The sequence below is a fragment of the Streptomyces hundungensis genome, assembly GCF_003627815.1.
In the GTDB taxonomy this organism is placed as follows: Bacteria; Actinomycetota; Actinomycetes; order Streptomycetales; family Streptomycetaceae; genus Streptomyces; species Streptomyces hundungensis_A.
This window is the reverse complement of sequence record NZ_CP032698.1, coordinates 4343628-4365264: the sequence shown is the minus strand read 5'-3', so window position 1 is coordinate 4365264 and position 21637 is coordinate 4343628. Positions and strand designations below refer to the sequence as shown.

19 protein-coding genes and 2 tRNA genes are annotated in these 21637 nt (G+C 69.4%); 7 read left to right on the top strand and 14 right to left on the bottom strand.

The window, feature by feature from the left end; all coding sequences use genetic code 11:
• Positions 1-253 precede the first annotated feature (253 nt).
• On the bottom strand, positions 254-1144 hold the full coding sequence (locus DWB77_RS19485; protein ID WP_120722455.1) for a rhomboid family intramembrane serine protease: 891 nt from the start codon (positions 1142-1144) through the stop codon (positions 254-256).
• Between the two features lie 85 nt (positions 1145-1229).
• On the bottom strand, positions 1230-1763 hold the full coding sequence (locus DWB77_RS19480; RefSeq protein ID WP_120722454.1) for a peptidylprolyl isomerase: 534 nt from the start codon (positions 1761-1763) through the stop codon (positions 1230-1232).
• Between the two features lie 316 nt (positions 1764-2079).
• Here DWB77_RS19480 and DWB77_RS19475 point away from each other — a divergent pair, with 316 nt between their 5' ends.
• Positions 2080-2790 (top strand): DUF5324 family protein, encoded by a 711-nt coding sequence (locus DWB77_RS19475; protein WP_120722453.1) that lies wholly within the window; start codon positions 2080-2082, stop codon positions 2788-2790.
• Positions 2791-2951: 161 nt separating this feature from the next.
• Here the strand turns inward: DWB77_RS19475 and DWB77_RS19470 are convergent.
• Positions 2952-3024, bottom strand: a tRNA-Ala gene (locus DWB77_RS19470).
• Positions 3025-3176: 152 nt separating this feature from the next.
• Here DWB77_RS19470 and DWB77_RS19465 point away from each other — a divergent pair.
• Positions 3177-3725, top strand: a complete 549-nt coding sequence (locus DWB77_RS19465; RefSeq protein ID WP_100575598.1) for a helix-turn-helix domain-containing protein — start codon at positions 3177-3179, stop codon at positions 3723-3725.
• A gap of 31 nt (positions 3726-3756) precedes the next feature.
• Positions 3757-5187, top strand: coding sequence for a serine/threonine-protein kinase (locus DWB77_RS19460; RefSeq protein WP_120722452.1), 1431 nt, complete (start codon positions 3757-3759; stop codon positions 5185-5187).
• Positions 5188-5194: 7 nt separating this feature from the next.
• On the opposite strand, the gene DWB77_RS19455 is transcribed toward DWB77_RS19460, so the two are convergent.
• Positions 5195-6502 (bottom strand): hypothetical protein, encoded by a 1308-nt coding sequence (locus tag DWB77_RS19455; protein WP_162952561.1) that lies wholly within the window; start codon positions 6500-6502, stop codon positions 5195-5197.
• Between the two features lie 136 nt (positions 6503-6638).
• Positions 6639-6773: a DLW-39 family protein gene (locus tag DWB77_RS38450; protein ID WP_003958712.1), complete on the bottom strand. Its 135-nt coding sequence runs from the start codon at positions 6771-6773 to the stop codon at positions 6639-6641.
• 222 nt (positions 6774-6995) lie between these two features.
• Here DWB77_RS38450 and DWB77_RS19445 point away from each other — a divergent pair, with 222 nt between their 5' ends.
• On the top strand, positions 6996-7364 hold the full coding sequence (locus DWB77_RS19445) for a DUF6344 domain-containing protein (protein ID WP_120722450.1): 369 nt from the start codon (positions 6996-6998) through the stop codon (positions 7362-7364).
• 382 nt (positions 7365-7746) lie between these two features.
• On the opposite strand, the gene DWB77_RS19440 is transcribed toward DWB77_RS19445, so the two are convergent.
• The 9 genes from DWB77_RS19440 to dnaA form a co-directional block, all read right to left on the bottom strand.
• Positions 7747-7820, bottom strand: a tRNA-Ile gene (locus DWB77_RS19440).
• Positions 7821-7917: 97 nt separating this feature from the next.
• Positions 7918-8469, bottom strand: a complete 552-nt coding sequence (locus DWB77_RS19435) for a DUF3566 domain-containing protein (protein ID WP_342777977.1) — start codon at positions 8467-8469, stop codon at positions 7918-7920.
• An 87-nt stretch (positions 8470-8556) separates the two neighbouring features.
• The gene (gene gyrA / locus DWB77_RS19430) at positions 8557-11154 is read right to left on the bottom strand and encodes a DNA gyrase subunit A (RefSeq protein ID WP_120722448.1); all 2598 of its coding nucleotides are present in this window, start codon (positions 11152-11154) and stop codon (positions 8557-8559) included.
• A gap of 44 nt (positions 11155-11198) precedes the next feature.
• Positions 11199-13262, bottom strand: coding sequence for a DNA topoisomerase (ATP-hydrolyzing) subunit B (gene gyrB, locus DWB77_RS19425; RefSeq protein WP_120722447.1), 2064 nt, complete (start codon positions 13260-13262; stop codon positions 11199-11201).
• Positions 13263-13794: 532 nt separating this feature from the next.
• Entirely contained in the window at positions 13795-14337 is a 543-nt protein-coding gene (locus DWB77_RS19420; RefSeq protein ID WP_120722446.1) for a DUF721 domain-containing protein, read from the bottom strand.
• Positions 14334-15455, bottom strand: coding sequence for a DNA replication/repair protein RecF (gene recF, locus DWB77_RS19415; RefSeq protein ID WP_120722445.1), 1122 nt, complete (start codon positions 15453-15455; stop codon positions 14334-14336). Before recF ends, DWB77_RS19420 begins: the two co-directional genes overlap by 4 nt.
• Before the next feature lie 41 nt (positions 15456-15496).
• Positions 15497-16372, bottom strand: a complete 876-nt coding sequence (gnd, locus tag DWB77_RS19410) for a phosphogluconate dehydrogenase (NAD(+)-dependent, decarboxylating) (protein WP_120722444.1) — start codon at positions 16370-16372, stop codon at positions 15497-15499.
• 130 nt (positions 16373-16502) lie between these two features.
• Positions 16503-17633, bottom strand: coding sequence for a DNA polymerase III subunit beta (dnaN, locus tag DWB77_RS19405; protein WP_120722443.1), 1131 nt, complete (start codon positions 17631-17633; stop codon positions 16503-16505).
• Positions 17634-18581: 948 nt separating this feature from the next.
• The gene (gene dnaA, locus DWB77_RS19395) at positions 18582-20396 is read right to left on the bottom strand and encodes a chromosomal replication initiator protein DnaA (RefSeq protein WP_120722442.1); all 1815 of its coding nucleotides are present in this window, start codon (positions 20394-20396) and stop codon (positions 18582-18584) included.
• 381 nt (positions 20397-20777) lie between these two features.
• Between dnaA and rpmH the strand changes: the two genes are divergently transcribed.
• The 3 genes from rpmH to yidD are packed head-to-tail and all read left to right on the top strand — an operon-like array spanning position 20778 to position 21637.
• On the top strand, positions 20778-20915 hold the full coding sequence (gene rpmH / locus DWB77_RS19390; protein WP_006381191.1) for a 50S ribosomal protein L34: 138 nt from the start codon (positions 20778-20780) through the stop codon (positions 20913-20915).
• A gap of 18 nt (positions 20916-20933) precedes the next feature.
• Entirely contained in the window at positions 20934-21305 is a 372-nt protein-coding gene (gene rnpA, locus DWB77_RS19385; protein WP_120722441.1) for a ribonuclease P protein component, read from the top strand.
• The gene (gene yidD / locus DWB77_RS19380; RefSeq protein WP_078966182.1) at positions 21302-21637 is read left to right on the top strand and encodes a membrane protein insertion efficiency factor YidD; all 336 of its coding nucleotides are present in this window, start codon (positions 21302-21304) and stop codon (positions 21635-21637) included. The genes rnpA and yidD overlap by 4 nt, the downstream gene beginning before the upstream one ends.

The following is a 21637-nucleotide window of genomic DNA, read 5'->3' as shown; positions in this document are numbered from 1 at the left end:
TCTGCCCCTAGTTATCCACAGCGCTATCCACGGGGAGTGGATAACTCAGACCATCTGTGGATAACTTCCGGGATGTTGACGCCGGTGTGACTGGCTCCGCCAGCCCCTCTGCCTCATGCGCCCCTTGTCCCGCCTGGAAAGCACCAGGTCAGGGCCGAGGGGCGCAGGCGTTCCCCACCCGGTGCACAAGGTCGGGCACCCTCTGTGGACAACTCTGGGGAAAGCTCGTACCCGCTGTGGTCGCGGGCCGGGGTTACGTGAGTTCAGCCGTACGGATCAACACGAACGCGACCGACAGGGCGAGCACCAGCGCACAGCTGCCCCACTGCACCAGGGAGCGCCGCTGGGCCGGGGCGTGGACCATGCCGATCCCGACCAGGACGCCCGCGACCAGACCGCCCACATGGGCCTGCCAGGCGATGCCCACCCACGGGTTGAACGTAAAGACCAGGTTGACCACGAGCAGCCCGATGACCGGGCGCATGTCGTACTTCATGCGGCGCATCAGGACGGCCATGGCACCGAACAGGCCGAAAATCGCGCCGGAGGCGCCGAGCGAACGCTCATAGGGCGCGGCCAGCAAGTACGTCAGCGCTCCGCCTGCCAGGCCCGACACGAAGTACAGCGCCAGATAGCGGGCCCGGCCGAGCGCGCCCTCCAGGGGGCCGCCGAGCCACCACAGGCTGAGCATGTTGAAGGCGATGTGCGCGATGCCGCCGTGCAGGAACATCGAGGTGACCAGGCGGTACCACTGGCCCTCGGCCAGGCCCTGCACGTCGTCGAAGCCCGGCACGACTGCCCGGCCCAGCAGGCAGAACGCATTGGTGAAACGTTCCCCGACGATCTGCTGCACCAGAAAAGCGACCGCGTTGATGCCGATGAGGATCTTCGTGACCAGCTGGGGGTCGCCGGCCGCGAGCACCCCGCCCGCCACGGTCCGCGGCTGGTTCGCCGACGGGGCGTGGCCGGTGCCGGAACCGGATCGGACGCAGTCGGGACACTGGAAGCCGACCGACGCGCTGATCATGCACTCCGGGCAGATCGGCCGCTCACAGCGGGCGCAGCTGATGCCCGTCGCCACTCCGGGGTGGCGGTAGCAGCCGGGCAGGCCGGACTGCCGCACCTGGTCCTGGTCCTGGTTCATCGGGCTCCTTCGTCCTCATGCAGCAGCTCCGCCCCGCTCGTCATACGGACGAGCGGGGCGGAAAGGTTCCCTGCGGAGCCGAAGTTCAGCCTTCGCGGCTCTCCACGACGACCGACTCGATGACGACGTCGCTGACCGGGCGGTCGGTTCGCGGGTTGGTCTCGGTGTGCACGATGGCGTCCACGACCTTGCGGCCGGCGTCGTTGGACACCTCGCCGAAGATGGTGTGCTTGCCGGTCAGCCACGCGGTGGGCGACACGGTGATGAAGAACTGCGAGCCGTTGGTGGCCGGGCCGGCGTTCGCCATGGCCAGCAGGTACGGCTTGTTGAAGGCCAGGTCGGGGTGGAACTCGTCGGCGAACTCATAGCCCGGGCCGCCGGTGCCGTTGCCCAGCGGGTCGCCGCCCTGGATCATGAAGCCGCTGATCACGCGGTGGAAGACGGTGCCGTCGTACAGCGGGTCCGTGGTCTTCTGGCCGGTCGCCGGGTTCGTCCACTCGCGCTCGCCCTTGGCGAGTTCCACGAAGTTCTTGACCGTCTTGGGTGCGTGGTTCGGCAGGAGCCGAATCTCGATGTCGCCCTGATTGGTCTTCAGGGTGGCGTAAAGCTGCTCGGCCACGATCTGCCTTCCTTAAAGCTCTGCAAAGGTCTGCTCTGACGTCCCACGATCCTCGCACGGACACCGCCGACGGGTGGAAAACCGCCCGGCTTGCGACAGATACCCGCCGAACAGTGCCGTACCGCCCCCAACCGTGGCATTGTCGTGCACGAACTCCCCTTCAGTACCGCGCTCCACACCCCGCCCCCCAAATCTTTCCAACACGCGACGCCCACCCGGATGCCTTTCCGCACATGCCGGGTACCCGCAGGACAGGCATGATTTCGAGCTGGGTGGAAAGGCGACATACCGAACCGCCACCAAGGAGGAGGATCACGTGACCCGCATGGAGAGCGTGCGCGCCGCAACCGGAACGGCGAAGGAGAGCGTGCTGCACGCCGCGGAAGTGGTGGCGCCCTACGCCGACTCGGCCAAGCAGCAGGCCGCACAGTACGCACAGCACTACGCCAAGGAAGCGCGCGTACGGGTCGGGCCGAAGGTGACGAAGGCCGCGGCACAGGCCCGCCACCAGGCACGGAACCAGTACGACGCCCACGTGGCACCCCGCGTCCCGTCGAAGGTGGACGAGGTCGCCCACCAGGCGGCGGAGCGCTCCCGCCGCGCCGCCCGCCAGGCCGCCGACTACGCGGCGCCCCGGGTGGAACAGGCGGTCGCCGCCGCCGGGCCGCTGCGCGAGGAGGCCATGGCCCGCTCCGCGGCTGCGCTGGCCGCACTGCGCGGGCAGGTGACGACCAAGGAGATCGAGAAGCTGGCGCGCAAGCACCGGCGTCGGGCCAGGACGGCCCGCGCCGCCAAGGGCTTCCTGGTCTTCGGCGTCCTCGCGGGCGGCGCGTTCGCCGCGTGGCGCTGGTGGGACAAGCAGGCCAACCCGGACTGGCTGGTCGAGCCCCCGGAGCCGACCGAGGTCGCCGACCGCCCGCCGCTCACCTCCGTGGACGGTACGAACGCCGACGCCCTCGACCCCGAGGTGGAGGCCAAGCAGGCCGAGGCGGAGGCCGACGCCACGGACGGCGACGAGCGGCACTGAGCGGTACCGAACGCGCCGGACGCCCGGCGGCCCTTCGAGGGGCCGCCGGGCGTCCGGCGTTCTCGCCCCGAGTGAGCCCCGGCTCGCCATGAGCTCCCGCGAGGCAACAGAAAGAGGCCCCCTGACCCGCGTTTCCGCAGGTCAGGGGGCCTCTCATGATGTGGAGCCTAGGAGATTCGAACTCCTGACATCTGCCTTGCAAAGGCAGCGCTCTACCAACTGAGCTAAGGCCCCGGGTGAGGTGGTGCGGGACCAGAGTACCGGGTGAAACCGGGGATCTCGCAAAAGGATTGGGACTCCCGGTGAACGACCACTCTCCGTAAGATGCTCGTCGAGGTTCGCACCCGTGAAGCGGCCTCACTGGGGAAGCGATGGGGAGACGCGCAATGGACGCAGCACAGCAGGAAGCGACCGCCAGAGCCAGGGAGCTTCAGCGAAGCTGGTACGGGGAGCCGCTGGGGGCGCTCTTCCGCCGACTGATAGACGACCTCGGGCTCAACCAGGCCCGGCTCGCCGCTGTTCTCGGGCTCTCGGCGCCCATGCTGTCGCAGCTGATGAGCGGACAGCGCGCCAAGATCGGCAATCCGGCCGTGGTGCAGCGCGTCCAGGCCCTCCAGGACCTGGCCGGACAGGTCGCCGACGGCAGCGTGAGTGCCGTGGAGGCCACCGACCGGATGGAAGAGATCAAGAAGTCGCAAGGAGGCTCGGTGCTGACCAACACCGGCCAGACCACGTCCAGTTCCGGCGCCCCGACCGTGCGCCGCGTCGTGCGCGAGATCCAGTCGCTGCTGCGTTCCGTCGCGGCCGCGGGCGACATCATCGACGCGGCCGACACCCTCGCCCCCGCCCACCCCGAACTGGCAGAGTTCCTCCGGGTGTACGGCGCCGGGCGCACCGCGGAGGCGGTCTCGCACTACGAGGCGCACCAGAGCTGACAACGGTCCGATCGATCCTGGGGGGCGTCGGGTGGGCGAGGTCTTCGCCGGTCGGTACGAGCTGATCGACCCGGTCGGACGGGGCGGGGCCGGAGCCGTCTGGCGCGCCTGGGACCGGCGCAGACGCCGCTACGTGGCGGCGAAGGTGCTTCAGCAGAGCGACGCGCACACCCTGTTGCGGTTCGTCCGCGAGCAGGCCCTCAGGATCGACCATCCCCATGTGCTGGCGCCGGCCAGCTGGGCCGCCGACGACAACAAGGTCCTGTTCACCATGGACCTGGTGAGCGGCGGCTCGCTGGCCCATCTGATCGGCGACTACGGGCCGTTGCCGCCCCGGTTCGTGTGCATCCTGCTCGACCAGCTCCTGGCCGGCCTCGCCGCCGTCCACGCCGAGGGCGTCGTGCACCGCGACATCAAACCGGCCAACATCCTGCTGGAGGCCACCGGCAGCGGCCGCCCCCATCTGCGGCTCTCCGACTTCGGCATCTCCCTGCGCAAGGACGAGCCGCGGCTCACCGAGACCAACTACGTGGTGGGGACGCCGGGTTACTTCGCGCCGGAGCAGATGATGGGCGCCGAACCGGACTTCCCCGCCGATCTGTTCGCCGTCGGCCTGGTCGCGCTGTACCTCCTGGAGGGAAGCAAGCCGGACGCGCGGGCCCTCGTCGAGTACTTCGCCGCCCACGGCACCCCCGGCGCCCCTCAGGGCATCCCCGAGCCCCTCTGGCAGGTCCTGGCAGGGCTCCTCCAGCCGAACCCGCAGAACCGGTTCCGCACCGCGACGGGGGCGCGCAAGGCGCTGGCCTCGGCGGTGGAGCTGCTGCCCGACCCCGACCCCGACGAGGAGCCCGTCGAAGTCTTCGACCAGATCGGCCCCCTACCCCCCGGCTGCACCGCCGAAGGTCCCGCCCAGCCGTCCCGCCTCGCGGAGGCATCGGCCTCCGTAAGGAGGGAGGGGGTGGGGTATGACGCTGCGACGTCTGGCTCGGGGGGCCTTGTCTCCCGGGAGGGTGGCTCTGGGGCGTATGACTCCGGGGCGCCCGGCCAGGGCACCCAGGGCCACGCAGCACCGGCACCGTCCCCGGCCCCGGCCCCTCACAGCTTCGGCACCGGAACCTTCCCGCCCGCCCCGCGGCAACCGCCTACCCCTTCGACCCAGGCCCCGCCGCCGGCCGCCCCAGCCGCCGCCCATGCGCCGCAGCACTACGACGGGACGCCTACGCCTCCGACCCCGGCGACGACCCCCTACACCACGCCGTACCCCTATGCGGCCGAGGCGCCCCAAGTTCCCTTTCAGGGCTCCTCTTTCGGGTCATCCGCTGGGCCACAACCTCAGCCGCCGCAACCCCTGCCACCACAACCACGCCCCCGGACCGGGCCGACCGCCAAGGTCGCCGTCCCGGTGCTCCTGCTCGCGCTGGTGTGTTTCGCCGTGGGCATCTGGGCGCTGACCCAGATCTGAGCCCCGGCTACCGGGTCCCTGGCGGCCCGAAACCGTGGTGGCCCGGGCCCGGGTCAGGCATGGCCGCCCGCCTGCGGGCCAGCAGCCTCCACACGCCGAGCCCGGACACCAGCACCGTTCCCGTGCCGATTCCGAGGGCGGCGAGAAGTTTCATCGAGCCGTCGCCGGCTGAAGGGCCGCCGGAGCCGAAGTCGGGTGCGCGCCCGGCATACGAGGGGCCGGCCTTCGCCTCTCCCCGTACGGTCAGCCAGAGCGTCAGGTCGTACGGCGTGGCCCCGAAGGTCTGCCCGACCTCGGGGCTGAGCGACACCGCCAGGTAGTAGGGGCCGTCGACCCGCATCGCCGAGGTGTCGTCCGAGGGGGAGAAACGGTTCTCGTACGCGACCGGCGCGAGCGGGTCGAGCACGGTCTCCTTGCGCCGCCCGTCGTACGGAGCCGACGCCCCGGTGACCGGTCCCCAGGCGGGGTTGTAGAGCTGGAGCGAGAGGGCGGTGCCCACATAGCCGTCCTTGGGCGCGGCCATGCCTGCCAAACCTCCTCCGGCGGAGAAGTGCTGGCCCCAGTCGAGCGGTACCCGGAAGAAGAGGGTCTCGCCCGGCCGGATGGAGTCCCTCCACTGCCCTTCGGACAGCTCGGCCGCGTCGTGGAAACCGGTCCCGCCATGGACCTGGCGCGGGCTTCCGGGGGGCGGGGCGGGCGACGCGGTGGGCCGGGATGAGGGCGCCGTGCCGGGCCCTGCGTCACTGCGGGTGGGCTCGGTCGTGTAGCGCAGGTCGAGCCCCCAGTCGGAGCGGGTCGAGGAGGGATCGCTCTGACGCTCAATCACCATGTAGTAGGTGCCGGGCTCCTGACAGGACGACAGGCCCTTGCGCAGGGCGCGGTAGGCCGAGGCGGCGAAGGGGTGGGGATACTGCGCCGAGCCGATCGAACGCCGCTGGGAATCGCAGTCCTCGCCGCCCGCGTCCTGGATCGACACCTTGATGGAGTCGCTGTAGGCGAGCTTCGCGCCCGCCGGTCCCGGCAGGGCGACCGCCGATGCGTAGGCGTCGTTCTTCCCGTCCAGAACCAGCTGAAAATAGAGCTTGCCGCCGGGCTTGATGCTCGACCTATAGGCGGCGTTGGCCTCAAGTACCGGGCCGTCCTTGTCCCGTTGGCCCCCGACCACATCCCGTACGCCGTCGGGAAACCGGTAGGAGGGGGAGGGCGGCCCGGCCGCGTGCGCGGTGCCCGGCGCCGCCAGCAGCGCGCCCAGCACGGCCGCCGCCGCTCCGATCCTTCGTGCCCCCGCCCCGGACCTGCCCCACCTGGTCCGCACGTCGCCCCACCCGCCTTTGCCCTCGCAAGTCAACTATTCGCTCACGTGAACTCACCGGTGCCCGGGGCACCCCCGGGACAGCACGAAGCCCCGGCCACCTAGTGGGGCCGGGGCTTCGCAACCGGGTCTTTCGGTCTCACACACCCGAACCTGCGGGCACGGAGTCGGTCGCCTCCGTCCACAGGTCCTGCTCGGCGCGATCCGCCTGGATCTGGCGGTACACGAGGAGCCCGCCGATGGCAGCCAGTGCGACCAGGAGAAGCTTCTTCACCGCGCGACCTCGTCTTTCCTTGACGTAAGGGACCTCTGCCGCCCGACTATACACACCGATCGATATCAACCGGTGATGCTCCATCCGTGTGTAGTTCATCGGAAGATCCGTCGATACGGTGCGTCGCTCCTCGCCTCCCCGGTACCCCCCGCACATAGTCGGATACAACGCAATTCGGGCAACCCCACAGCACGTACTGCTTACGGAAGAAGCGAGGAAGTCATGGCTACGAGCAAGATCACGACCTGGTGGACCGCACTCATCGGCGCGCTCGTCGCCCTCCTCGCATCGCTCGGCCTGGCCGGCCAGGCCACGGCCGCCGCCCCGGTGGCTTCCGTACCGCAGCACGACGCCACGTACAACCGCAGCGAACCGGCCACCTCCGTTGCGCCGAGCGTGCATTGGGCCCTGCCCGCCCCCTCGGCCCTGCCGCCCACGATGAAGCAGCGCATCCGCGCGGAGGCCCACGGCTCCTCGCCCTCCTCGCGCCACCGCGCGGACGTACGCGACATGACTGACGACCCGGCAAAGGGCACCGACGCCACCGCGGAAGACCCGGCCGAAGCCCCCACCGAGACCCCTTCCCCCTGACGCACCCCGCTCTGCCCGAGCTGCGAGCCCGGCAACTCCCCCGAGTTGCCGGGCTCTTCGGTGTCCCGACCCGCCCCGAGCCGCCCAGACCCGCCGACAGGGCGCTGCGGTGCGTGGCGTATCGACGTGGGCGTACGGAGGGGGGCGTACGGAGGCGGGGCGTACGGAGGCGGGGCGTACGGAGGCGGGGCGTACGGATGTGTGGCGTGTGCGCGTGGATGTCATACGGCCCCGGCGCGAGGGAGTGGGCGTGCTGCACCCCGCCCCCGGCGAGGGGGCGAGGCCCCAGCCCCCGACCGCCCCCAGTCCGCCCAGCCCCCGCCTCCGCCCCCGGAAACGCCGAAGACCCCCCGGGCTTTCGCCTCGGGGGTCTTCGTCACTGTGGGGCTAACAGGATTTGAACCTGTGGCCTCATCCTTATCAGGGATGCGCTCTAACCAACTGAGCTATAGCCCCGCCGCGCTTTGCGGGATGTCCCGCGCGCCGACCTCTGAAGATTAGCGCACGGGACGGCCAGTCCCAAAATCGATAGCCGCGCGGCCGTGAACAGGGGCTACTCGTCCTCGGCGAGCGTGAGCTCGATGCCGCCCACGAACCCGGCCGAGAGGTTGTAGATGAACGCGCCGAGCGTCGCCAGCGCCGTGGCGAGCACCACGTCGATCACCGCGATGATCGACGTGAAGAGCAGCACCCTCGGCAGCGACAGGAACGACTGGAGGTCGAAGCCGTTGGAGTCGTTCGAGCCCGTGGCCTCGCTGATCGTGCCGCCGACCGTGGAGAACACGCCCATGGCGTCCATGACCATCCACAGCACGGCGGCCGCGATGACCGTGCAGATGCCGAGCGCGATGGACAGCAGGAAGCTGACCTTCATCACCGACCACGGGTCGGCCTTGGCCACCCGCAGGCGCGCCTTGCGCGTACGGGGCGTCGTGCGTGCCCCGGTGCGCGGCCGGCGTACGCCGTCGGCGCCACGCTGGGGCGCCGGATACGCCTGCGGCGGGTGGTAGGGCTGCTGGCCGCCGGGCGCGGACTTGTCGCGCTCGCCGGGCAGCGTCCCGCTCTCATACTCCGCGCGGCCCTGTGGGCCCCGGGTCTCCGTCACCGTTACCCCCTGGGAGTCCGCGGCAGGGCCACGGGCACCGTTCGCTCCGGAAGCGGCCGCTCCGGCGCCCGTGGCTCCACTCACGCTTTACTCCTCGTGCTCCCCGGCCGAGGGCTGGGCGCCCTCGGCAGCAGCCTCGGCAGTAGCGCCCTCGGCGTCGTCGGCCCCGTCGACCTCTTCGGCCTCGCTGCCCGCCTCGGCGTTACGGGCGATGCCGACGACGGCATCGCGCTTGCCCAGGTTGATCAGTTGGACGCCCATGGTGTCACGGCCCGTCTCCCTGACCTCGTTGACTCGCGTACGAATCACACCGCCGCCGAGCGTGATGGCGAGGATTTCGTCCGTTTCCTCGACCACCAGCGCGCCGACCAGCGAGCCCCGGTCCTCCACGATCTTGGCGGCCTTGATGCCGAGGCCGCCGCGACCCTGGACGCGGTACTCGTCGACGGGGGTGCGCTTCGCGTACCCGCCATCGGTTGCGGTGAACACGAACGTACCGGGCCGGACGACATTCATCGAGAGCAGTTCGTCTCCCTCGCGGAAACTCATGCCCTTGACGCCGGACGTGGCGCGTCCCATGGGGCGCAGCGCGTCGTCGGTCGCGGTGAAGCGGATGGACTGGGCCTTCTTGCTGACGAGCAGCAGATCGTCCTCGGCCGACACCAGCTCCGCACCGATCAGTTCGTCGTCGCTGCCGTCCGCGGTCTCCCGCAGGTTGATGGCGATGACACCACCCGAACGGGGCGAGTCGTAGTCCTTGAGCGGGGTCTTCTTCACCAGGCCGCCCTTGGTGGCCAGGATCAGATAGGGCGCCGCGTCGTAGTCACGGATCGCGAGGATCTGGGCGATCTTCTCGTCCGGCTGGAACGCCAGGAGGTTGGCGACGTGCTGGCCGCGCGCGTCCCGTCCCGCGTCGGGCAGTTCGTACGCCTTGGCCCGGTAGACCCGGCCCTTGTTGGTGAAGAACAGCAGCCAGTGGTGGGTGGTGGAGACGAAGAAGTGGTCGACGATGTCGTCCTGCTTCAGCTTGGTGCCCCGCACGCCCTTGCCGCCGCGCTTCTGCGAACGGTAGTCCTCGGTCTTGGTGCGCTTGACGTAGCCGCCGTTGGTGATGGTGACGACGATGTCCTCTTCGGCGATCAGGTCCTCGATGGACATGTCGCCGTCGAACGGCACCAGGGCCGAGCGGCGGTCGTCGCCGAACTTGTCGACGATCGCGGCCAGTTCCTCGCTGACGATCCCGCGCTGCTTCTCGGGCGAGGCGAGGATCGCGTTGTACTCGTTGATCTTCGACTGGAGTTCGTCGTGCTCGGCGACGATCTTCTGGCGCTCCAGGGCGGCGAGCCGGCGCAGCTGCATCTCGAGGATGGCGTTGGCCTGGATCTCGTCGATGGAGAGCAGGCCCATCAGGCCCTCGCGCGCCACGTCGACCGTGTCGCTGCGCCGGATCAGCGCGATGACCTCGTCGATCGCGTCGAGCGCCTTGAGCAGGCCGCGCAGGATGTGGGCCCGCTCCTCGGCCTTGCGCAGCCGGAACTTCGTACGCCGGACGATGACCTCGATCTGGTGCGTCACCCAGTGGCGGATGAACGCGTCGATCGAGAGCGTGCGCGGCACGCCGTCGACCAGCGCCAGCATGTTGGCGCCGAAGTTGGTCTGGAGGTCGGTGTGCTTGTACAGGTTGTTCAGGACGACCTTGGCGACCGCGTCCCGCTTCAGGACGATCACCAGGCGCTGGCCGGTGCGCGAGGAGGTCTCGTCGCGGACGTCCGCGATGCCGCCGACCTTTCCGTCCTTGACCAGGTCGGCAATCTTCTGAGCGAGATTGTCCGGGTTGGTCTGGTACGGAAGCTCCGTGACCACCAGGCACTGGCGGTTCTGGATCTCCTCGACCGCGACGACCGCGCGCATCGTGATGGAGCCGCGCCCCGTGCGGTACGCCTCCTCGATGCCCTTGCGGCCCACGACCAGCGCGCCGGTCGGGAAGTCGGGGCCCTTGATGCGCTCCATCAGCGCGTCCAGGAGCTCCTCGTGCGTGGCCTCCGGGTTCGCCAGGTACCACTGGGCGCCCTCGGCGACCTCGCGCAGGTTGTGCGGCGGGATGTTGGTGGCCATGCCCACCGCGATGCCGGCCGAGCCGTTGACCAGGAGGTTGGGGAAGCGCGCCGGCAGGACCGTCGGCTCCTGGTTGCGGCCGTCGTAGTTGTCCGTGAAGTCGACGGTCTCCTCGTCGATGTCACGGACCATCTCCATGGCCAGCGGCATGAGCTTGCACTCGGTGTACCGCATGGCGGCGGCCGGGTCGTTGCCCGGGGAGCCGAAGTTGCCGTTGGAGTCCACGAGCGGCATGCGCATCGACCAGTGCTGGGCGAGGCGCACGAGGGCGTCGTAGATCGAGGAGTCGCCGTGCGGGTGGTACGTACCCATGACGTCACCGACGACGCGGGCGCACTTGTAGAAGCCCTTCTCGGGCCGGTATCCACCGTCGTACATCGCGTACAGGACGCGGCGGTGGACGGGCTTCAGGCCGTCCCGCACGTCGGGCAGCGCACGCGAGACGATGACGGACATCGCGTAGTCGAGGTAGGAGCGCTGCATCTCCGTCTCGAGCCCGACGGGCTCGATGCGCAGAACAGGGCCTTCCTCGGTGGCTTCAGTGGTCGCGGGAGTGTTCTCGTCGGCCATTGCTGGTTCTCAAGTCCTTTCGAAGCGGTCAGCGACAGACCGAGTCAGATGTCGAGGAAGCGGACGTCCCGCGCGTTGCGCTGGATGAACGAGCGCCGCGCCTCGACGTCCTCACCCATCAGCACCGAGAACAGGTCGTCGGCCTGGGCCGCGTCGTCCAGGGTGACCTGGCCGAGCACGCGGTGGTCGACGTCCATCGTGGTGATGCGCAGTTCCTCGGCGTTCATCTCACCGAGACCCTTGAAGCGCTGGATCGAGTCTTCGCGGATGCGCTTGCCGTTCTGCTTGCCGAGCTCCACGAGCGCGTCGCGCTCACGGTCCGAGTACGCGTACTCGAAGTCGTCCCGGCCCCACTTGATCTTGTAGAGCGGCGGGCGCGACAGGTAAACGTGCCCGGCCTCGACCAGCGGCCGCATGAAGCGGAACAGGAAGGTCAGCAGCAGGGTGTTGATGTGCTGGCCGTCGACGTCGGCGTCCGCCATCAGGATGATCTTGTGATAGCGGAGCTTCTCGATGTCGAAGTCCTCGTGGACCCCGGTACCGAACGCCGAGATCAGCGCCTGCACCTCGGTGTTCTGGAGGATCTTGTCGATCCGCGCCTTCTCGACGTTCAGGATCTTGCCTCGGATGGGCAGGATCGCCTGGTACATCGGGTTGCGGCCGGACTTCGCCGAACCACCGGCGGAGTCACCCTCGACGATGAAGATCTCGCACTTGGTGGGGTCGTTGGACTGGCAGTCCGACAGCTTGCCGGGCAGCGACGCCGACTCGAGCAGGCCCTTGCGGCGGGTCAGGTCACGCGCCTTGCGGGCGGCGACGCGGGCCGTCTGCGCCTGGATGGACTTGCGGATGATGTCCGCGGCCTCGACGGGGTTGCGGTCGAACCAGTCGGTGAGGTGCTCGTGCACCACCTTCTGGACGAACGTCTTCGCCTCGGTGTTGCCCAGCTTGGTCTTGGTCTGGCCCTCGAACTGCGGCTCGCCCAGCTTGACGGAGATGATCGCCGTCAGACCCTCGCGGATATCCTCGCCCGAGAGGTTGTCGTCCTTCTCGCGCAGCAGCTTCTTGTCGCGGGCGTACCGGTTGACCAGGCCCGTGAGCGCGGCGCGGAATCCCTCCTCATGCGTACCCCCCTCATGCGTGTGGATGGTGTTCGCAAAGGAGTAAACGCCCTCGCTGTACTGAGAGTTCCACTGCATCGCGATCTCGGCCGAGAGAAGTCGCTCCTTGTCCTCGGCCTCGATGTCGATCACGGTCGGGTGGATCAGCTCGCCCTTGCGCGAGTTGAGGTACTTCACGAAGTCGACGATGCCGCCCTCGTAGAAGTACGTCACCGTGAGGGGGTTGGCCTCCTCGCCCTCCTCCGCGGAGTCCGCGCCGGAGACCGCCTTCGCCGACTCGCGCTCGTCGGTGAGCGTCAGGGTCAGGCCCTTGTTGAGGAAGGCCATCTCCTGGAAGCGCCGCGACAGCGTCTCGAAGGAGTACTCGGTGGTCTCGAAGATGTCGCCGTCGGCCCAGAAGGTGACCGAGGTGCCGGTCTTCTCGATGGCCTCGTGCTTGGCGAGCGGCGCCGTCGGGACACCCAGCTTGTAGTCCTGCGTCCAGCGGTAGCCGTCGGTCTTGACCTCGACGGCGACCTTGGTGGACAGCGCGTTCACCACGGACACGCCCACGCCGTGCAGACCGCCGGAGACGGCGTAGCCGCCGCCGCCGAACTTGCCGCCCGCGTGCAGCACGGTCAGCACGACCTCGACGGCCGGCTTCCCCTCGGACGGGACGATGCCCACCGGGATGCCGCGCCCGTTGTCGACGACGCGTACGCCGCCGTCGGCCAGGATCGTGACGTCGATCGTGTCCGCGTGTCCGGCGAGGGCCTCGTCGACGGAGTTGTCGACGACCTCGTAGACAAGGTGGTGCAGACCCCGCTCACCGGTCGAGCCGATGTACATGCCGGGTCGCTTGCGGACCGCGTCCAGACCTTCGAGGACGGTAATCGCGCTGGCGTCGTACGAGGCGGTGACCTCGCCGTTCTCGCCGACGGCAGTGGACGGGGTGTTCTCGTTGGGGTTGCCGGAATCGGCCACGAAGCGCCCTTTCTGGCACAGCACAAGCCTTCACCCGCACGCGCGGGAGCGGTTGCGTCGTTCAGCGATGGTCAGCGTCGGACACCGCCCCCGGGGGATGGCGGCCGACCGCGTCTTTCGGTGGGTCCCGCGAGGACGGCGGGATTATTGACCAGTCTACCGGTAGCGCCGACATGAATGGGGGTTTGCCGGTACCTGAGTCCTCATGTGCCGCCCTGGGCGGGCGCCTTCCGACTCCCCATATTCGGGGAGGGGCCCTAGGAGCCTCACACGGGCATTCAGCGCTTCGGCCTGTCAACCTCCGACTACCGTGAGGGACACCTCATGCCCCACACCGGTCCCCAAGGCCCTCTCAAGCCCCGTTTTCGCACGTCACAGCGGTGTGGAGGAGAGCCGAAGGAGACCGCGGCACGGGGAACACGGCCGCCTCCTTAAAGAGGAGCGCGCGCCGCCCTCTTTACAGAGGGGAAGGGCAGAGGGCTACAGGGGGGAAGCGTGGAGGGCCGGCGCCGGGGCAGCCCCGGCGCCGGCCCTGTGCGCGGGAAGGCCGGCCCGGTCAGCCGTAGGTGTCGCCGGGGCCGGTGCTTCCCGGCGCGCGCAGCTTGCCGTAGCGCTGCGGCGGCCCGCTCGGCCCGTACACCTTGATCAGGCGGACGGTGCCGTGGCCGAGGTCGGTGTTGATGCGCGCCACCAGCTGGGGCGCGAGCAGCCGCAGCTGGGTCGCCCAGGACGTCGAGTCGCACCGCACGACGAGGACCTGGTCCTCCTTGTCGTACGGGCCGGGCACGGTGTGCTTGGCGAGCTCCTCGCCAACGATCTCCGGCCAGCGGCCCAGCACCCCGGCCACCGCCGTCGGCGTCTCCCAGCCGCTCTCCCTGATCAGCCGGTTGATCGCCGCGCCCAGCGGCAGCGGGTCGCGCCCGTCGGCCCGGGCGCCGGAACGCAGTCCGCCGCCCCTGCGCGCCTGTTTGCGCTGCTGCGCCGCCTCACCGCGCGCCTTGGCCTGCTCCCGCGCCGCGTGCAGCGCGACGCGCGCCAGGTCGATGCCGGAGACCTCCGGCACCTTGGGCGGCTCGGCCGGCCCCGAAGCCTCGCTCATACCCGCGCCACCTCGCCCGCCGCGACCTCGTACCTGACGCCCGCGAGGATCCCCGGAACGTCGTCGTCCACCGCGGCCGTCACCAGGACCTGCTCGCCCGGGGCGACCAGTTCCGCCAGGCGCTCGCGCCGCTTGGCGTCCAGCTCCGCGAACACGTCGTCGAGCACGAGCACCGGCTCATTGCCCTCGGCCCGCAGCAGGTCGTACGAGGCGAGCCGCAGCGCCAGCGCGTACGACCAGGACTCGCCGTGGCTCGCGTATCCCTTGGCGGGCAGCTCGCCCAGGCGCAGCAGGAGGTCGTCGCGGTGCGGCCCGGCCAGGGTCACGCCGCGCTCGATCTCCTGCTTGCGGACGTCCGCGAAGGCCGCGATGAGCTGGCCGTACAGCTCCTCGCGGGTGTGGCCGCCGCCGGGCGCCGACGGCTTGTATTCGAGCGCCAACGGGCCGCCGCCCGGGGCGAGTTGCTCATACGCCTTGTCCGCGAGCGGTTGCAGGGCGGCGATCAGGTCGAGGCGCTGGGCGAGCAGTTCGGCGCCGACCTGGGCGAGGTGCTGGTCCCACACGTCGAGCGTGGACAGGTCCATGCCGCGGCCGCCGTGCCGGCGGGCCATCGCGGCGGACTTCAGCAGGGTGTTCCGCTGCTTGAGGACGCGGTCGTAGTCGGAGCGTACGGCCGCCATCCGGGGCGAGCGCGCGGTGATCAGCTCGTCGAGGAAACGACGCCGCTCGCCGGGGTCGCCCTTGACCAGCGCAAGATCCTCCGGCGCGAACAGCACGGTCCGTACGATCCCCAGCACGTCGCGCGGCCTGACCTGCGAGGACCGGTTGATCCGGGCCCGGTTGGCGCGGCCCGGGTTCAGTTCGAGCTCGATCAGCTGGGAGCGCTCGCCCTGGGTGACGGCGGCGCGGATCACGGCGCGTTCGGCGCCCATGCGCACAAGCGGCGCGTCCGAGGAGACCCGGTGGCTGCCGAGCGAGGCGAGATAGCCCACGGCCTCGACGAGGTTGGTCTTGCCCTGCCCGTTGGCACCCACGAACGCGGTGACGCCCGGGTCGAGCGGAACCTCGACCCGGGCGTACGAGCGGAAGTCGGCCAGCGAGAGATGCGTGACGTGCATGGTGTCGCCGACCTCCCCCGGCTGACCTACTGCTGGTGCTGCTACTTGGACTCGACCGCGTGGCCGCCGAACTGGTTGCGCAGCGCGGCGATCATCTTCATCTGCGGGGAGTCGTCCTGGCGGGAGGCGAAGCGGGCGAACAGCGAGGCGGTGATCGCGGGCAGCGGCACGGCGTTGTCGATCGCCGCCTCCACCGTCCACCGGCCTTCGCCGGAGTCCTGCGCGAAGCCCTTGAGCTTGTCGAGGTGCTCGTCGTCGTCGAGGGCGTTGACCGCGAGGTCGAGCAGCCAGGAACGGATGACCGTGCCCTCCTGCCAGCTGCGGAACACCTCGCGGACGTCGGTGACCGAGTCGACCTTCTCCAGGAGCTCCCAGCCCTCGGCGTAGGCCTGCATCATGGCGTACTCGATGCCGTTGTGGACCATCTTCGAGAAGTGGCCGGAGCCGACCTTGCCCGCGTGGACCGCGCCGAAGTCGCCCTCGGGCTTGAGCGCGTCGAAGATCGGCTGGACCTTCGCGACGTTCTCGGCGTCGCCGCCGTACATCAGGGCGTAGCCGTTCTCGAGGCCCCAGACACCACCGGAGACGCCGCAGTCGACGAAGCCGATGTCCTTGAGGCCCAGCTCGACGGCGTGCTTCTCGTCGTCCGTCCAGCGGGAGTTGCCGCCGTCCACGACGATGTCGCCGGGCGACAGGAGCTCGCCGAGCTCGTCGATGGTGGACTGCGTCGCGGCGCCCGCCGGGACCATCACCCACACGACGCGGGGGCCCTTGAGGCTGTCCACAAGCTCCTTGAGGCTGTGGACATCAGCGACGTCCGGGTTGCGGTCGTAACCGATGACGGTGTGGCCTGCGCGGCGGATGCGCTCGCGCATGTTGCCGCCCATCTTGCCGAGGCCGACGAGACCGAGCTCCATCACAGAATCCTTTGACGTTGAGGCGTTTCGTACCCGCGTCCGAGCCTACGCCGGGGCCCTGGTACACACCTGCGGGGTCAGCCGCTCAGACGTACGCCCCGGGTGCCCGGGGCGTACGGATTCAAGCCGCTCAGCCGGAGAGACGCACCGGCATGATCAGGTACTTGTACGCGTCGTCCGCCTCGGCGTCCAGCGCGGGCTTGCCGCTCAGCAGCGCCGGCTTGGTCGAGGTGGTGAAGGCGAGCTGGGCGACCGGCGAGTCGATCGCGCTCAGGCCGTCGAGCAGGAAGGTCGGGTTGAAGGCGATCGAGATGTCGTCGCCCTCCAGGCTGGCGTCGACCCTTTCCACAGCCTGTGCGTCGTCGCTGGAACCGGCCTCCAGGATGAGGACGCCCTGCTCGAAGCTGAGCCGCACCGGGGTGTTGCGCTCGGCCACCAGGGACACGCGCTTGACGGCCTCGACGAACGGAGCGGTCTCGATCACCGCGACCGAGTTGAACTCGGTGGGGAACAGGGTCCGGTACTTCGGCAGGTCGCCCTCGAGCAGCCGGGTCGTCGTACGGCGGCCCGCGCCCTCGAAGCCGATCAGGCCCTCACCGGCGCCGGAGCCGGAAAGCGCCAGGGTGACCGTGTCGCCGCTCGTGAGCGCCTTGGCGGTGTCCAGGAGCGTCTTGGCGGGCACCAGGGCGACCGCCGAGGCGTCCGGGTTCTCCGGCTTCCACAGGAACTCGCGGACCGCGAAGCGGTAACGGTCGGTGGAGGCAAGGGTGACCCTGTCGCCCTCGATCTCGATGCGCACACCGGTCAGGACGGGCAGCGTGTCGTCCCGGCCGGCCGCGATGGCCACCTGGGCGGCGGCCGAGGCGAAGACCTCACCGGGAACGGTGCCCGTGGCGGTCGGCATCTGCGGCAGGGCCGGGTACTCCTCCACCGGCAGGGTGTGGAGGGTGAAGCGGGAGGAGCCGCAGACCACGGTCGCCCGTACACCGTCTGTGGAAATCTCCACCGGCCGGTTGGGCAGGGCGCGGCAGATGTCGGCGAGGAGGCGGCCGGAGACGAGCACCGTGCCGTCCTCGTCGACCTCGGCGTCGACCGAGACCCGCGCCGAGACCTCGTAGTCGAAGCTGGAGAAGCTGAGCGCGCCGTCCTCCGCCTTCAGAAGAAGGCCCGCGAGTACGGGCGCGGGCGGACGGGCCGGGAGGCTGCGGGCCACCCAGGCCACCGCCTCCGCGAGTACATCGCGCTCCACCCGGATCTTCACCGGAACCGCCTCCTGCTGTTGCTGGCTCGCCCTGCTGGCTTTCGTCGTCGGCTGTATCGCCGGGGACCAGTCTGACGTACGCCGCTGACAGTCGGTGCGCGTCGCGGTCAAGTCGCGTCGAGCGGCGGCGGGAGCTCCGGCGGCCAGTTGTGCACAGGCCCCACTTCCAAACGGATTCCTAGCTAACTCTAAGTGGGAGTAGTAGTAGGGGCTGTGGAAACCGTGGATAACCCCGTTTTCGCAGGTCACACCCGCTTTTTTATCCACTGCCCCTGTGGGTGGAGCCGGTGGACAACTCGGGGTTTCTGTGGACGCCCGAAAGTTCTGCACATCCCGTGCACAGGACAGGGGTAGTTCTCCCCAGCGCTGTCCCCAGCTTTACCCCGGTTCCCCACAGCCCAACCCGTCTCCTTGGTGTGACGGCTTTCACTCGGTCCGGTGGTTCCGGGTGTTTCGTTGCCGAACAGTGGACAGCTCTGTGGAGAAGCTGGGGACAACGGATCGCAGCCTGTGGGCCGTCGGTGGAAAACTTTGCCCACAGGCTGTGGACAGAGGATTCGTCCACAAGCTGTGGAGCGGCTCTGCCCACAAATCCACAGGCGGTTGACCTGGGGTGATGGAGTATCAGCCGCCGTGCCTGTGGAAGCAATCTGGACAACTTCCCAGTCCCCAGGGTGTGGACGGAGAAAAGTCCCCTGATCTGTGGAGAACCCCCTCTGACCAGCCGGTATTCGAACACCGGCGGCTCCGTCGGGGTCGTACACACGCTTCCTTCCGGGGCGTACGCGCGGATTTTGGAGCCCCTCGGAGGCGTCCGGGAGCGCTCGCGACGCCGTCCGGGAGCCCTCTCGGAGGCTTCTGAGCGTGTTCCAGAGGGGGCCGGGAACGCCGAAGGGCGCCCGGGGAGGGGATCCCCGGGCGCCCTCGGAGGCGTCCGTGCCGGCCGCGTCAGCCGTTCTTGATGCGGTTGGTGAGCTCGGTGACCTGGTTGTAGATGGAGCGACGCTCCGCCATCAGGGCCCGGATCTTGCGGTCGGCGTGCATCACGGTCGTGTGGTCGCGGCCGCCGAACTGCGCCCCGATCTTGGGCAGCGAGAGATCGGTCAGCTCGCGGCACAGATACATGGCGATCTGGCGGGCCGTCACCAGGACCCGGCTGCGCGAGGATCCGCAGAGGTCCTCCACCGTCAGCCCGAAGTAGTCGGCGGTCGCCGCCATGATGGCACTCGCGGTGATCTCGGGAGCCGAGTCCTCGCCGCCGGGGATCAGGTCCTTCAGCACGATCTCGGTGAGCCCGAGATCCACCGGCTGCCGGTTCAGCGAGGCGAACGCCGTGACCCGGATCAGCGCGCCCTCCAGCTCACGGATGTTGCGCGAGATCCGGGACGCGATGAACTCGAGCACCTCCGGCGGGGCGTTGAGCTGCTCCTGCACCGCCTTCTTACGGAGGATCGCGATACGCGTCTCCAGCTCGGGCGGCTGCACATCGGTGGTCAGGCCCCACTCGAAGCGGTTGCGCAGCCGGTCCTCCAGGGTCATCAGCTGCTTGGGCGGCCGGTCCGAGGACAGCACGATCTGCTTGTTGGCGTTGTGGAGCGTGTTGAAGGTGTGGAAGAACTCCTCCTGCGTCGACTCCTTGCTCGCCAGGAACTGGATGTCGTCGACCAGGAGGATGTCGACATCGCGGTACCGCTTGCGGAAGGTGTCGCCCTTGCCGTCGCGGATCGAGTTGATGAACTCGTTGGTGAACTCCTCGGAGCTCACGTAGCGCACCCGCGTGCCGGGGTACAGGCTGCGCGCGTAGTGCCCGATCGCGTGCAACAGGTGCGTCTTGCCGAGCCCCGACTCCCCATAGATGAACAGGGGGTTGTACGCCTTCGCCGGCGCCTCGGCCACCGCGACGGCCGCGGCGTGCGCGAACCGGTTCGAGGAGCCGATGACGAAGGTGTCGAAGAGGTACTTCGGGTTCAGCCGTGCGTGCGGCTCGCCCGGGCCGCCCTTCGCGGGGGCCCCGCCCGACGGGGACGGCGCGAGATGCCCGGAACCGCCGCGCTGCGGGGGCTGCCCGTCCGGCAGCTCGCGCCGCTCGGACCGCTGCTCGTGGCGCTGCTGCTCGTACGGCTGGGGCTTGGGCTGCTCATAGCCGCCCCGGCCCTGGTCGTACTGGCCGTGGTCCTGGTCGTACTGGCCGCGGTCGGGCAGCTGCGGCGAGCGGTAATCGTGCTGGGGCTGCTGGGGGCGGGAGCCGCCGTAGGGCTCGCGCCACTGGTCGTTCGAGGAATCGCGGTCCTGGAAGCCGCCGAGGCGCGGCTGCTGCCAGAGGTCCTCCTGGGAGCGCGGCCAGGAACCGGGCTCAGGACGCTGCTGGTACTCGCCGGGGTAGGCGGGGCGCACGGTCGGCAGGCCGTCGTCGGCGGGCCGGCCGTATGGGTCTTCCTGGTAGCGCTGCTGGCCGGAGGGCTGCTGCGGGGCGGGCGGCGCGGAGTCGCCCACCGAGTCGTCGACGGTGATCGCGATCCGGATGGTGCGACCGCACTCCCGGCTGAGGGTCTCGCTGATCAGCGGGGCGAGCCGGCCCTCGAGGACGCGCTTGCCCCATTCGTTGGGAACGGCGAGCAGTGCGGTGTCGGCGACCAGGGCGAGCGGCTGGCAGCGCTCGATCCACTGCTTGTCCTTGGGCTCGATGCCCTGCTGCCCCTCTCCGAGGAGATGCTCCAGCACTCGTGGCCACACTGCGGCAAGATCGGCAGGTACGTCAGCCACAGGGCACGCTCTCTCGCTGGTCCCACGAATGTGTGGTTCTCGGGACGGGATGGGATGGCTCAGACAGACAGGCAAGGACAGATGGGGAAAAGTTCGGGAGTTCGGCCACGGTAGTCGGGCCCACTGACGTGGTTCAAGTTGTTGTCCACAGCCTGTGCATACCGGGCCCCTGGGAGAGGCCGGTTTGACCGGATGGCGTAGCCGCGCGTACCGTAACCAGGTCGAGTTGTCGATGGCTGCTGCCGCCTGCCTCCGATGGGCAAAGATCACGATCTGTGGTCGTGAAGCGGTGCACACGGGCGTATACGCGAGCTACTCGTGGGCGCACGGTGACAGCCAGGCGATGTCCCGCCGCCAACGAATCATTTCTGGAGCCCCCGAGTGAGCAAGCGCACCTTCCAGCCGAACAACCGTCGCCGCGCCAAGACCCACGGCTTCCGCCTGCGGATGCGTACCCGTGCCGGCCGCGCGATTCTCGCGAACCGCCGTGGCAAGGGTCGCGCGAGCCTGTCCGCGTAATAGCCGACAGGTCATGACGTGCTGCCTACCGAGAATCGGCTGAGGCGGCGCGAGGACTTCGCGACCGCGGTACGCCGAGGACGCCGGGCCGGCCGCCCGCTCCTCGTCGTCCATCTACGCAGCGGTACAACGGACCCGCACGCGCCTGGGGAGAGCGCTCCCCCGACGCGTGCGGGTTTCGTTGTCAGCAAGGCCGTCGGCGTGGCAGTCGTCCGCAACCTGGTGAAGCGCAGGCTTCGCCACCTCATGCGCGAACGGCTGTCCCAGTTGCCCCCCGGTAGCCTTGTGGTCGTACGGGCATTGCCCGGTGCGGGCGATGCCGACCATGCACAGCTGGCCCGAGACCTGGACGCCGCCCTCGCGCGGCTGCTGGGAGGGGGCGCGCGATGAAGTACCCGCTGCTGGCCCTGATCAAGCTGTACCAGTGGACGATCAGCCCACTTCTGGGGCCCGTCTGCCGGTACTACCCGTCGTGTTCCCACTATGGATATACGGCGATCGACCGGCACGGTGCCGTCAAAGGCACAGCCCTGACCGCCTGGCGCATTCTGCGGTGCAATCCGTGGTCGCCGGGCGGTGTGGACTACGTGCCGGAGCGCAAGCGACCTCGTTGGCACGAGGCGCTGCGCGCTGCCTGGCGCGGCGACAAGGGCGGGCAGTCCGCCGCTGAGACCGAGACAAGCCCGGCCGCAGAGACCCCGCCCAATGCTCAAGGAGCCTGA

What these genes read in the sequence shown, in the direction of transcription:
- DWB77_RS19485 (WP_120722455.1), bottom strand. Translation starts at nt 1,144, where the DNA reads ATGAACCAGGACCAGGACCAGGTGCGGCAGTCCGGCCTGCCCGGCTGC.
- DWB77_RS19465 (WP_100575598.1), top strand. Translation starts at nt 3,177, where the DNA reads ATGGACGCAGCACAGCAGGAAGCGACCGCCAGAGCCAGGGAGCTTCAG.
- DWB77_RS19445 (WP_120722450.1), top strand. Translation starts at nt 6,996, where the DNA reads ATGGCTACGAGCAAGATCACGACCTGGTGGACCGCACTCATCGGCGCG.
- gyrA (WP_120722448.1), bottom strand. Translation starts at nt 11,154, where the DNA reads ATGGCCGACGAGAACACTCCCGCGACCACTGAAGCCACCGAGGAAGGC.
- DWB77_RS19420 (WP_120722446.1), bottom strand. Translation starts at nt 14,337, where the DNA reads ATGAGCGAGGCTTCGGGGCCGGCCGAGCCGCCCAAGGTGCCGGAGGTC.
- recF (WP_120722445.1), bottom strand. Translation starts at nt 15,455, where the DNA reads ATGCACGTCACGCATCTCTCGCTGGCCGACTTCCGCTCGTACGCCCGG.
- gnd (WP_120722444.1), bottom strand. Translation starts at nt 16,372, where the DNA reads ATGGAGCTCGGTCTCGTCGGCCTCGGCAAGATGGGCGGCAACATGCGC.
- yidD (WP_078966182.1), top strand. Translation starts at nt 21,302, where the DNA reads ATGAAGTACCCGCTGCTGGCCCTGATCAAGCTGTACCAGTGGACGATC.